The sequence below is a fragment of the Intrasporangium chromatireducens Q5-1 genome, assembly GCF_000576575.1.
Lineage (GTDB): Bacteria > Actinomycetota > Actinomycetes > Actinomycetales > Dermatophilaceae > Intrasporangium_A > Intrasporangium_A chromatireducens.
Window position 1 is genome coordinate 1 of record NZ_AWQS01000142.1, and the last position, 9,855, is coordinate 9,855.

The window sequence follows — 9,855 nt, forward strand, 5'->3', positions numbered from 1 at the left end:
CGCCGCCTCCGGCGGCGTCGACGTGTGGTGGGACAGCTCCGGCCACGGCGCCCTCGGTATGCCGCTGGGCTCGCTCGCACCGGGCGGCCGGCTCGTCGTCGTGGCGGGGATGACCGCGCCGGCCGCCTTCACCCTGGGGCAGCTGTACGTCAAGGACGCCGCGCTGCTCGGCTTCGCCATCTCCAACGCATCGGTCGCCGACCTCGCCGCCGCCGCCCGGGGCCTCAACGCCGTGGTGGCAGACGGTGGCCTGCGGGTCCGACCGCCGCGCGTGGTGGACCTCGGCGAGGCCGCTGAGGCGCACGCAGCGATGGAGTCCGGGAAGGCAGGCCCGGGCCGGATCGTCCTGCGCGTGCGCGCCTGAGCGTCGCAGCGAGTGAGCGCCTGAGCGTGGCAGCGCGTGAGCGACTGAACGGCGGACAGGCGGTGCTGGGCGCAGGCGCAGGTCGTCAGCCGGGCCAGGCGGCGAGGCGACGTCGGCTCTCGAACCGGCGCCGCCGCCCGTCCACCGGATCGTCGAACTCGAGGACCGCCGCGAGCAGTTGGAGGGGACGGGAGAAGTCGTCGTCGGCGACCTCGTGGTCCACGGGATAGAGCGAATCGCCGACGATCGGGATGCCAAGGCCGCTCAGCTGGCACCGCAGCTGGTGGGTGCGGCCGGTACGTGGGGTGAGCCGATAGAGCCCGATGCCGCCCCGCCGGTCGAGCAGCTCGACGAGCGTCTCGGCGTTCGGGGGTGCGTCCGGCACCTCGATCGCTTGGTGGACACCGTGCTCCTTGGCGACGTGGCTGCATCGCACGAGCGGCAGCCGCAGGTCGTCCCGGACGGGCGCGACGGCGAGGTACTCCTTGTGCACCTGGCCCGCGGCGAAGACGCCCTGGTAGGCCCCACGCCAGCGCTGCTCGGTCGTCAGCATGAGCACCCCGGCCGTGGGCCGGTCGAGCCGGTGCGCCGGCGTCAGGCGCGGCAGGCCGGTCAGGACCCGGGCCCGGGCGAGTGCGCTCTGCACGACGTGCCGCCCGCGCGGCATCGTCGAGAGGAAGTGGGGCTTGTCGATGACGACGAGCCGTTCGTCGCAGTGCAGCACCTCGATCGCGAAGGGCACGGGCACCTCGTCGGGCAGGTCGCGGTGCGTCCACACGACCGAGCGCGGCACGAACGGCGCGTCGGCCGCGACGGGGGCGCCTGCGGCGTCGACGAACTCCCCCGTCCGGAGCTTGCGGTCCACCTCGTCGGGGGTCAGCCCGGTGCCGAGCCGCTCGACGAGGTGGTCACGCAGCGAGGCCCACGGACCGGACTGCGGCATGCGGATGCGCTGGGCGTCGACGCCGTGCCGCGGTGGCAGGGGCGAGGCCGGGATGCCCCCTCGGGCCACGGCTCAGTCCCCCTCGACCCGCAGCTCGGTCTCGTGCCCGAGGAACCGCCCGTATGCCGCTGTGCTCGCCGCGAGCGCCCGGCGCAGTCGGGCGGTGGGCCGACGGAACAGCTCGACCTCCACGACGGTCCGGGTGCGGGCCGAGGTGCGGCGCCACACGCCGGCGACCTCGCCGTCGACGACGACGGTGGGGCGGAAGACCATGTTGCGGCCGGGCACGACCTTGACCGTGTGCTCCGGCGGGAGGACGACGTCGCGGGTCTTGTAGCCGAGCAGGAGCTCGTCCCACTGCGGCAGCAGGTGCACCTGCGGCCCGGCCGTCCCGGCGGGGGCGCCTCGGCTCGGGCCCTGCCGAGGCGCCTCGTGACTGCTGGTGGCCTCTCGACGGTCCGCGTGCCGCAGCCAGACCTCGCCATCGACCTCGTGCCGCTCGACGCGGTCGCCGAGCAGGGCCAGCGCCTCGCGCGCCAGGCCGAGGCCATGGTTGACCCAGCCGGCCAGGTCGCGCTCGGTCACCGGACCATGGCTTTGCAGGTAGCGGTCGGCGATGGTGGCCAGGCCCTCGTCACGGGTCGGGCTGGCGGAGACCGGGACCCATGAGTCGATCAGGACGAAGCTCGGCTGCTTGCCGATGAGCGGGCCCTGGCAGAGCAGGCCGGTCATGCAGTGGTAGCCGACGAGGTGGTAGGCCCGCTGCCCGGCGGGGTCGATGCCGTGCCGGGTGAGCAGGTCGACGACGTCGGGCCGGCTCATCGGCTCGGTGAGGTGCTCCGCGAGGACCTCCCCGGCGCGCTTGACGTCCGTCTCGGTCAGGCCGAGCTCGTCGAACCGGCGGCCGACCGAACCGAGCACGCGTGGGGCGAGCAGCTCGCACATCCAGCGGGCGTCCTCCGCCGGGACCCAGTGCAGCGTGCCGCGCATCGGCCAGGTGCGCACGATCTCACGGGCCACGACCGCCTGCTCCACCTCGGCCGCGGTCAGCCCGGTCCGCAGCCCGACGGACCACGCGCCGCTGCCGTAGTCCTGCGCCTGCAGCGCGCCCACCCGGCGCAGCAGCTCGCCCGCCGGGCTCGGGCGCTCGGCGGTGCCGAGGGCGGGCTCGATGCCGAGGCCCGCGAGCCGCTCGCGACGCCACCCCGTGACGAGGTCACGGTCCAGCGGAAGGGCAGTGAGCGGCATACGGCACCGTCCGGCTAGCCGAGGACCGAGGCGCCGAACTGCGCCTTGAGGTCTCCGAAGAGGGCGGACGTGGCGTTGACGCGCAGCGTGTCGTCGAGGGACATGAGGACCGAGCGACCCGGCTGGGTCAGCTTGACGTGCACCTCCGTCGCGCCGGGGTGCTCCCGGAGGATCTCCTTGAGCCGCTCGGCGCGAGCCTGGTTGACCTGCCCGAGCGGGAGGGTCAGCACGACCGGCCCCCGCGGACCCTCCTTGATGTCGGGGATCGTCAGCTCCTGCGCGAAGATCGAGATGGAGTCGTCACGGGAGCTGACCCGGCCCTTGACCGCACAGACCGTGTCCTGGGCGAGCATCGTGGAGTAGGTCAGGTAGGCCGACGGGAAGAAGAGGCACTCGATCGCGCCGTCGAGGTCCTCCACGGTGGCGATGGCCCACAGGTCGCCCTTCTTCGTGCGCTTGAGCTGCAGGCTCGTGATGAGGCCCGCAACGGTGACGTTGGTGCCGTCGGGCTTGCCCTCGTCACCGACGAGCGAGGCGATCGTCGTGTCGGCGTGGGCCGCGAGAATGTGCTCGATGCCGAACAACGGGTGGTCGGACACGTAGAGGCCGAGCATCTCGCGCTCGAAGGACAGCAGGGTCGACTTGTCCCACTCCATCGGCGGGACGGGCGGCAGACCGTCGAACGCGTCTGCCCCGCCGGCTGCGTCGTCGGCGGCGAACGAGCCGAAGAGGCTGTCCTGTCCGATCGCCTCCTGCTTCTTCACCTCGACGAGGGCGTCGATGTAGCGCTCGTGCACCTCGACCATGCCGCGGCGGCTCTCGCCGAGGGAGTCGAAGGCCCCGCCCTTGATGAGCGACTCGATCGTGCGCTTGTTGCACACGACGGCGGGCACCTTGGCGAGGAAGTCCTTGAACGAGGCGAAGGCGCCCTTCTCGTCGCGGGCGCTGATGATCGCGTCGACGACCGGACGGCCGACGTTGCGGATCGCGGCGAGCCCGAACCGGATGTCGGTGCCGACGGCGGCGAAGTTGGCGACCGACTCGTTGACGTCGGGCGGCAGCACCTTGATGCCCATGTGCCGGCACTCGTTGAGGTAGAGCGCCGACTTGTCCTTGTCGTCGCGCACACTCGTCAGGAGCGCGGCCATGTACTCGGCCGGGTAGTTCGCCTTGAGGTAGCCGGTCCAGTAGGAGACGACGCCGTAGGCCGCGGTGTGCGCCTTGTTGAACGCGTAGTCGGAGAACGGGACGAGCACACCCCACAGGGCCGCGATCGAGGCCTCGTTGAAGCCGTTGGCCTTCATGCCCTCGGAGAAGGGGACGTACTCGGCGTCGAGCACCTCCTTCTTCTTCTTGCCCATGGCGCGCCGGAGCAGGTCGGCGTTGCCGAGGGTGTAGCCGGCGAGCTTCTGGGCGATCTCCATGACCTGCTCCTGGTAGATCACCAGGCCGTAGGTCGTGCCGAGGATCGGGTCGAGGGCCTCGACCATCTCGGGCTGGAGCTTGCCCTTCAGCTGCGGGTCGAGGGGGACGATCTCCTGCTTGCCGTTCTTGCGCAGCGCGAAGTTCGTGTGCGCGTTGACGCCCATCGGGCCGGGCCGGTAGAGCGCGAGAGCTGCGGAGATGTCCTCGAAGTTGTCCGGCTGCATGAGCCGCAGCAGCGAGCGCATGCCGCCACCGTCGAGCTGGAAGACGCCGAGGGTGTCGCCGCGGCCGAGCAGCTCGTAGGTGGCCCGGTCGGTCATGTCCTTGGAGAGGGCGTCGAGGTCGATGTCCTCGCCCCGGTTGGCCTTGATGTTCTCGATCGCGTCGTCGAGGATCGTCAGGTTGCGCAGGCCGAGGAAGTCCATCTTGACCAGGCCGAGCGACTCGCAGCTCGGGTAGTCGAACTGGGTGATGACCTGCCCGTCCTGCAGGCGGCGCATGATCGGGATGACGTCGATGAGCGGCTCGCTGCTCATGATGACGCCGGCCGCGTGCACGCCCCACTGCCGCTTCAGGCCCTCGAGGCCCTTGGCGGTGTCGACGACCTCCTGGAAGTGCCGCTCGGTCTGGACGAGGGCCCGGAAGTCGCCGCCCTCGTTGTAGCGCTTGTGCTCGGGGTTGTAGATCTCCGACAGGGGCACGCCCTTGCCCATGACGTCCGGCGGCATCGCCTTGGTCAGCTGCTCGCCGACGCTGAACGGGTGGCCCATCACCCGGGCGGCGTCCTTGACCGCCTGCTTGGCCTTGATCGTGCCGTAGGTGACGATCTGGGCGACCCGGTCGTCGCCGTACTTCTCGGTGACGTACTTGATGACCTCGCCGCGGCGGCGCTCGTCGAAGTCGACGTCGAAGTCGGGCATCGACTTGCGCTCCGGGTTGAGGAACCGCTCGAAGATGAGGCCGTGCGGGATCGGGTCGAGGTCGGTGATGCCCATCGCGTAGGCGCACATCGAGCCCGCACCGGAGCCGCGCCCCGGTCCGACCCGGATGCCGTTGCGCTTGGCCCAGTTGATGAAGTCGGCGACGACGAGGAAGTAGCCCGGGTAGCCCTTGGAGACGATCACGTCCTCTTCGTAGGCGGCCTGCTTGCGGGCGTAGTCGGGCACCCCCTCGGGGAAGCGGCGCTGCAGCCCCGTCTCGACCTCCTTGATGAACCATGAGGTCTCGTCCTCGCCCTCGGGGCAGGGGAACCGGGGCATGAAGCGCCCCTCCCCCTCGGTGAACCCGACGTTGCACCGCTCGGCGATGAGCAGGGTGTTGTCGCACGCCTCGGGCAGCTCGCGCCACAGGTGGCGCATCTCCTGCGCGGACTTGAGGTAGAAGTCGTCGGCGTCGAACTTGAACCGGTTGGGGTCCATCAGGGTCGAGCCGGACTGGACGCAGAGCAGGGCGGCATGCGCCTTGGCGTCCTCGGCGCGGGTGTAGTGCAGGTCGTTGGTCGCGACGAGGGGCAGGCCGACGTCCTTGGCCAGGCGCAGCAGGTCGCGCTGGACGCGACGCTCGATGTCCAGGCCGTGGTCCATCAGCTCGCAGTAGACGTTGTCCGCGCCGAAGATCTCGCGCAGCTCCCCGGCAACCTGGCGCGCCTCGTCGTACATGCCGAAGCGCAGCTTCGTCTGGATCTCGCTCGACGGGCAGCCGGTCGTGACGATGACGCCCTTGCCGTAGGTCTGCAGCAGCTCGCGGTCGATGCGGGGCCACTTCGTGTAGACCTGGTCGAGCGAGGCGTGCGACGTCATCCGGAACAGGTTGTGCATGCCCTCGACGTTTTCGGCGAGCATCGTCATGTGGGTGTAGGCCCCACCGCCGGAGATGTCGTCGCGGCCGCCGTCGCCCCAGCTGATCTTGGTGCGGTCGGTGCGGTGGGTGCCCGGCGTGATGTAGGCCTCGACGCCGATGATCGGCTTGACCCCGGTGCCCTGCGCCTTCTTCCAGAACTCGTAGGCGCCGAAGACGTAGCCGTGGTCCGTCGTCGCGAGGGCCGGCATGCCCATGCGCGCCGCCTCCGTGAAGAGGTCGCCGATCCGCGCCGCACCGTCGAGCATCGAGTACTCCGTGTGGACGTGGAGGTGGACGAAGCTCTTGTCGGGCGCGGTTTCGGTGGACATCGGGGAGAGTCTAAGCCGGACCTCGGACACTGCTCGGCGTGTCGTCCGGGTGTCGCTCGGACCGCCCCCGCGACCCCGTTTTCGGTATGCCGCTCAGCCGCCTCGCGCGGGCCCCTGACCACCGTCGGTTGGTGGCCTCTCGACGGTTGGTGGCCTCTCGACGGTTGGACACGTCGAGAGGCCACTTTCCGACGCGGGGACTACGTCGAGAGGCCACTTTCCGACGGGCGTGACCTTCAGTCTCGAGTGGAGGGTCAGCCTCTGGCCACGACGTCGAGGGCGTGCTGCAGCTCCTGCGGATAGGGGCTCTCGAAGTGGACGTACTCCCCGGATGTCGGGTGCTCGAAGCCGAGCCCGACCGCGTGCAGCCACTGCCGGTCGAGGCCGACCCGCTTGGCCAGGCTCGGGTCGGCGCCGTAGAGCGGGTCGCCGACGCAGGGGTGCTTCAGCGCCGCCAGGTGGACCCGGATCTGGTGGGTCCGGCCGGTCTCGAGGTGGATCTTCAGCAGGCTCGCGTGCCGGAACGCCTCGATGACCTCGTAGTGCGTCACCGACGGCTTGCCCGACCTCATGACCGCGAACTTGTAGTCGTAGCCCGGGTGGCGCCCGATCGGTGCCTCGATGGTGCCGACGACCGGGTCGGGCAGCCCCTGCACGAGTGTGTGGTAGGTCTTGTCGACACTCCGGCTACGGAAGGCCTGCTTCAGGCGCGTGTAGGCCACCTCGCTCTTGGCGACGACCATGAGCCCCGACGTGCCCACGTCGAGGCGGCTGACGATGCCCTGTCGTTCGGGCGCACCGGAGGTGGAGATCCGGAAGCCGGCCGCCGCCAGCCCGCCGACGACATCAGGCCCGTCCCAGCCGACGCTGGGGTGGGCGGCGACGCCGGCCGGCTTGTCGACGACGACGATGTCGTGGTCGTCGTGCACGATCCGCATCCCGGGGACCGGTTCGGCGCGGGGCGACACTCGAGGGCCGTCCTCGTCCCGGGGCAGCGAAACCTCCAGCATCGAACCGGCCGTCAGGCGCTCGGACTTCAGGACGGGCTTGCCGTCGACGACGACGTGGCCGCCGCCCGCCAGGTCGGCTGCCTTGGTCCTGGACAGCCCGAAGAGTCGGGAGATGGCCGCATCGACCCGCTCCCCCTCCAGCCCCTCCGGGACGAGCACGGCCCGCACGTCAGCCATCCCGCCGCCTCGTCCCGTGGTCCCGGCGCCCGTCGACACCGATGCCGAGCAGGGCCAGCAGGACGATGAGGATGGCAGCGGCGACGATCCAGATGTCCGCCACGTTGCCGATGAACCAGCCGTTGTAGTCGATGAAGTCGACGACGTGCCCCTGACCACCACCCGGGGGCCGGACGAACCGGTCGGTGAGGTTGCCGAGGGCGCTGCCGAGCAGCGCACCGAGCGCGACCGCCCAGGTGCGCGACCCGAGGCCCTTGGCCACGAAGGCGATGGCGACGAGCACGACGGCCGCGATGATCGTCATCACCCACGTGTTGCCGGCGCCGAGGGACAGCGCTGCGCCGGGGTTGCCGATGAGCTTGAGGCTGATCACGTCGCCGATCAGCGACCGGCTCTGACCGTCGCCGAGCCGGTCGAGGGCGATGGCCTTGGAGACCTGGTCGCTCGCGTAGGCGAGGACCGCGATGACGACGAGCAACCCGAAGAGCCGGTGCCGACGCGGTGCGTCGGGCTGCCGGTCCGGGGAGGCGTCGTCAGCCGCCTCGGGAGGGGGCGTCGGGGTCAGTGGCGTTCCTGTTTCGTTTTGCATGTCATGCACAGGGTCGCACGCGGGAAGACCTGGAGGCGACCCTTGCCGATCGGGTTGCCACAGTTCTCACAGATCCCGTAGGTGCCCGCCCGCAGCTGCTCCAGGGCGCGCTCGGTCTGCCGCAGCATGTCGCGTGAGTTGTTGGCGAGGGCGATCTCGTGGTCGCGCTCGAACGTCTTCGCGCCGGCGTCGGCCTGGTCCTCCCCGCCACCGTCGGACGAGCTGCGGATGAAGTTGGCCAGCTCCTCCTCGGCGCGCTCGATCTCCCGCTCGTAGGACTCGATCTCCTCACGCAGGTACTTGCCGACGGCACGCAGCTCCTCGCTGGTCCACGGCGCCTCGTCCTCCTTGACCTTCAGGCTCTGGGTGAGCCTTTCGACCTCGGCCTCGCTCGCCGGCTGGGAGGCGCCGACCCTGCCACGGGACCGGGACCCACCGGCGGGGGCAGCGGCCTTGGCGGCGCTGGCGGTCTTCTTGCTGGGCGCGGTCTGGGTCATGGCTGCAGCCTTCCTCGGCGGTGCGGTCTTCTTGGCGGTGCCCGAGCGGGTGGCCGGGGGCTTGGTGGTGCGCTTCGTGCTCGCGGCCTTCGTCGTCGTCCTGGCCGCGGGCGCCGGCTTCGTCGGCTTGGTCGTTCTGGTCGCCGAGGTGGGCGCGGCCGCTGCCTTTGCCGGCTTCGCCGCGGTCGCTGCCTTCGTCGGCTTCGCCGCGGTCGCTGCCTTCGTCGCCTTGGCCGCAGCCGCCTTCGTCGGGCCGGTCCTCGTCGTCGTCTTCGTGCTTGCCTTCCGGGGAGTCGTCTTGGTGGTGCCCGCCTTGGTGGTGCTCGACTTGCTGACGGAACGGGCGGCGCTCTCGTTCACGCCGGTCCCGGCCGCCGGGCCCGACGTGCCGGTGCCGGCGGCCTTCGTGCGGGTGGTCGCCGGGTCCTTGGTCGAGTCCTTCGTGGTGGCCGCTCGCCTCGTCGCGGCGGTCGATCGGGCAGTCGTCGTGCGGGCCGACGCGGACTTCGAGGCAGCGGCCTTGGTGCTCGTGCGCGCCGCGGCAGCCGTGGTGGTGCGTGCGGGTGCCGTCCCAGCCTTCTTGGCCGACATGGGCCCTCCAATGACCGTCGACGTTGACAAGTGGGGCCGACAATAGGCCCCCCATCGCGCCGATACAAACGAAACGCGCGCAAAATCTCGACGTGCGACAGACACAGGGCGAGTTCACAGGGGACGCACACCACAGCGACAGGTTGCGCCCTGCTGGGAGGCGGCCCAGCGGCATACGGAACAGCCGTTCGGAGAACGTGCAGAAGGGCCGCCCGGATCGCTCCGGACGGCCCTTCGACAGTCTGCCGCTGTGGTGGTGTCAGCCCTGGTGCTGGCCCTCGCCCTCGCCGGCCGGAGTGAGTTCCTCGGCGGTGCGGTCGAGGTCGGACAGCTGACGGGTGATGTAGGCCTTGAGGTTGTTGCGGTAGTCGCGCTCGAACCCGCGCAGCTCGTCGATCTTCTTGTTGAGCAGGCCCTGCTGCTTGTCGAGCTCCTCGAGGACGGCGGCCTTCTTCTGCTGTGCCTCGGCCACCATGCCGGTCGACCGCTCGCGCGCCTCGGTCAGCATCTCGTCGCGCTTGGCGGTCGCCGACGCGAGCATGCTGTCGCGCTGGTTCGTCGCCTCAGCGAGCATGGTGTCGCGCTGGTTCGTCGCCTCGGAGATCATCTGGTCGCGCTGCGCGACGGCCGAGGCCGACATCTCCTCGGCCCGGCGGACGGCCTCTTCGTGCTGGCGCTGGGCCGCGGCAACGAGCTCGTCGTGACGGCGCTGGCCGATGCCGATGAGCTCGTCGCGCTTGCTCTCGCCGTTGCGGACGTGCTCGTCGTGCAGCCGCTGGGCGAGCGCGATGACGCCGGCGGCGTCGCCGGACGGCGAGGCGGCCAGCCCTGCACCGGCCGTCG

Annotated in this window: 8 protein-coding genes and 1 pseudogene; 2 read left to right on the plus strand and 7 right to left on the minus strand. The window is 70.7% G+C overall.

Going from position 1 to position 9,855, the window contains the following annotated elements; translation table 11 throughout:
- On the plus strand, window positions 1-364 hold a 364-nt coding region (locus N864_RS14930; RefSeq protein ID WP_034718441.1), incomplete at its 5' end, for a zinc-binding dehydrogenase.
- Between the two features lie 85 nt (window positions 365-449).
- Here N864_RS14930 and N864_RS14935 read toward each other — a convergent pair.
- From N864_RS14935 to N864_RS26260, 6 genes are all read right to left on the minus strand, one after another.
- Entirely contained in the window at window positions 450-1,376 is a 927-nt protein-coding gene (locus N864_RS14935) for a pseudouridine synthase (protein WP_240474346.1), read from the minus strand.
- A 3-nt stretch (window positions 1,377-1,379) separates the two neighbouring features.
- Window positions 1,380-2,555: a winged helix DNA-binding domain-containing protein gene (locus N864_RS14940; protein WP_051518631.1), complete on the minus strand. Its 1,176-nt coding sequence runs from the start codon at window positions 2,553-2,555 to the stop codon at window positions 1,380-1,382.
- A 14-nt stretch (window positions 2,556-2,569) separates the two neighbouring features.
- Window positions 2,570-6,148, minus strand: coding sequence for a DNA polymerase III subunit alpha (gene dnaE, locus N864_RS14945; RefSeq protein ID WP_034718443.1), 3,579 nt, complete (start codon window positions 6,146-6,148; stop codon window positions 2,570-2,572).
- 254 nt (window positions 6,149-6,402) lie between these two features.
- Window positions 6,403-7,335: an RluA family pseudouridine synthase gene (locus tag N864_RS14950; RefSeq protein ID WP_034718445.1), complete on the minus strand. Its 933-nt coding sequence runs from the start codon at window positions 7,333-7,335 to the stop codon at window positions 6,403-6,405.
- The gene (locus N864_RS14955) at window positions 7,328-7,924 is read right to left on the minus strand and encodes a signal peptidase II (protein WP_081793893.1); all 597 of its coding nucleotides are present in this window, start codon (window positions 7,922-7,924) and stop codon (window positions 7,328-7,330) included. The genes N864_RS14950 and N864_RS14955 overlap by 8 nt, the downstream gene beginning before the upstream one ends.
- Window positions 7,897-8,421 carry a TraR/DksA family transcriptional regulator gene (locus N864_RS26260; protein WP_034718449.1) on the minus strand — a complete coding sequence of 175 codons (525 nt, stop codon included), beginning with the start codon at window positions 8,419-8,421 and terminating at the stop codon, window positions 7,897-7,899. The genes N864_RS14955 and N864_RS26260 overlap by 28 nt, the downstream gene beginning before the upstream one ends.
- Between N864_RS26260 and N864_RS25710 the strand changes: the two genes are divergently transcribed.
- Window positions 8,420-9,058 carry a hypothetical protein gene (locus N864_RS25710; protein WP_034718451.1) on the plus strand — a complete coding sequence of 213 codons (639 nt, stop codon included), beginning with the start codon at window positions 8,420-8,422 and terminating at the stop codon, window positions 9,056-9,058. The two genes, N864_RS26260 and N864_RS25710, sit on opposite strands and share 2 nt — an antisense overlap.
- A gap of 213 nt (window positions 9,059-9,271) precedes the next feature.
- On the opposite strand, the pseudogene N864_RS25080 reads toward N864_RS25710, so the two are convergent.
- Window positions 9,272-9,855, minus strand: a pseudogene (locus N864_RS25080) (DivIVA domain-containing protein); the annotation flags it as partial.

What these genes read in the sequence shown, in the direction of transcription:
- N864_RS14940 (WP_051518631.1), bottom strand. Translation starts at nt 2,555, where the DNA reads ATGCCGCTCACTGCCCTTCCGCTGGACCGTGACCTCGTCACGGGGTGG.
- dnaE (WP_034718443.1), bottom strand. Translation starts at nt 6,148, where the DNA reads ATGTCCACCGAAACCGCGCCCGACAAGAGCTTCGTCCACCTCCACGTC.
- N864_RS14950 (WP_034718445.1), bottom strand. Translation starts at nt 7,335, where the DNA reads ATGGCTGACGTGCGGGCCGTGCTCGTCCCGGAGGGGCTGGAGGGGGAG.
- N864_RS14955 (WP_081793893.1), bottom strand. Translation starts at nt 7,924, where the DNA reads ATGCAAAACGAAACAGGAACGCCACTGACCCCGACGCCCCCTCCCGAG.
- N864_RS25710 (WP_034718451.1), top strand. Translation starts at nt 8,420, where the DNA reads ATGGCTGCAGCCTTCCTCGGCGGTGCGGTCTTCTTGGCGGTGCCCGAG.
- N864_RS26260 (WP_034718449.1), bottom strand. Translation starts at nt 8,421, where the DNA reads ATGACCCAGACCGCGCCCAGCAAGAAGACCGCCAGCGCCGCCAAGGCC.